At 62.0% G+C, this 1,642-nt stretch carries 1 pseudogene; it reads left to right on the top strand.

Going from position 1 to position 1,642, the window contains the following annotated elements:
* Nucleotides 1-87 precede the first annotated feature (87 nt).
* A pseudogene (locus I8N66_RS37290) lies at nt 88-1,642 on the top strand (ribonuclease E/G); the annotation flags it as partial.

Below are 1,642 nucleotides of genomic sequence, written 5' to 3'. Positions count from 1 at the left end.
GCGGTCGTTACGGAGGCCGAAGTCGAGGCACAGCCGGCAGAAGCCGCTGCCGCCTAACCGGTGGTCGAAGAGGAAGCGCCGGCGGAAAAGCCCAAGGCAAAGCCGAAGCGCACCCGCAAGACCAAGGCCAAGGCCGCTGAAGAAGCCGCAGCCGCTTCCGTCGACGGCGACGAAAGCAACGGCGGCGAAATGGCCGCGATGGTCGACACCGACGCCATCTCCGAGGACGTCGACAGCCGCCGTCGTCATGACGACGACGATGATGACGACGACAGCCACGATGGTGAAAAGGAAATCATCGAATCCGTCGGCGCCGAAGACGCCATGGAAGAGGTTCCCGATCGCCAGGTCCGCAAGCCCCGCAAGCAGTACCGCATCCAGGAAGTCATCAAGCGCCGCCAGATCCTGCTCGTCCAGGTCGCCAAGGAAGAGCGCGGCAACAAGGGCGCGGCGCTGACAACCTACCTGTCGCTCGCCGGTCGCTACTCGGTGCTGATGCCGAACACGGCGCGTGGTGGCGGCATCTCCCGCAAGATCACCAACCTGCAGGACCGCAAGCGCCTGAAGGAAATCGCCCGCGGCCTCGAAGTGCCGCAGGGCATGGGCGTGATCCTGCGCACGGCCGGTGCGAACCGCACCAAGGTCGAGATCAAGCGCGACTTCGAATACCTGATGCGCCTGTGGGAAAACGTCCGCACGCTGACGCTGAACTCTACGGCCCCCTGCCTCGTCTATGAGGAAGGCAGCCTGATCAAGCGCTCGATCCGCGATCTCTACAACAAGGACATCGGCGAGATCATCGTTTCCGGCGAGGAAGGCTACAAGGAAGCCAAGGGCTTCATGAAGATGCTGATGCCGAGCCACGCCAAGGTGGTTCAGCCCTATCGCGATGTGCATCCGATCTTCTCGCGCTCCGGCATCGAAGCGCAGCTCGACCGTATGCTGCAGCCGCAGGTAACGCTGAAGTCCGGTGGCTACATCATCATCAACCAGACCGAAGCGCTGGTTTCGATCGACGTCAACTCCGGTCGTTCGACCCGTGAGCACTCGATCGAAGACACGGCGCTCCAGACGAACCTTGAGGCAGCGGAAGAAGTTGCTCGCCAGTTGCGCCTGCGCGACCTTGCCGGCCTCGTCGTCATCGACTTCATCGACATGGAAGAAAAGCGCAACAACCGCGCTGTCGAGAAGAAGCTGAAGGACTGCCTGAAGAACGATCGCGCCCGCATCCAGGTCGGCCGCATCTCGCATTTCGGCCTGCTCGAAATGTCGCGCCAGCGCATTCGTGCCTCGGTGCTCGAATCGACGATGCAGACCTGCCCGCACTGCAACGGCACGGGTCACGTTCGCTCGCAGTCCTCCGTCGCCCTGCACGTGCTGCGCGGCATCGAAGAGTACCTGCTCAAGAACACCACGCACGACATCACCGTGCGCACCATTCCGGATATCGCGCTCTACCTGCTCAACCAGAAGCGCGGCACGATCATGGATTACGAAGCCCGTTTCGGCGTTTCGATCATTATCGAGGCTGATGCCCATGTTGGTGCGCAGCACTTCGCGATCGATCGCGGCGAACCGGTCGAAAACCCGGTCAAGATCGAGCAGCTTCTGCATTTTGAGCCGGAGCCGGAAGAAGATGACG

The sequence above is a fragment of the Ensifer sp. SSB1 genome (assembly GCF_016652895.1).
In the GTDB taxonomy this organism is placed as follows: domain Bacteria; phylum Pseudomonadota; class Alphaproteobacteria; order Rhizobiales; family Rhizobiaceae; genus Ensifer.
Note: the sequence above shows the minus strand (reverse complement) of the source record. Positions and strands in the feature narration are given on the sequence as shown.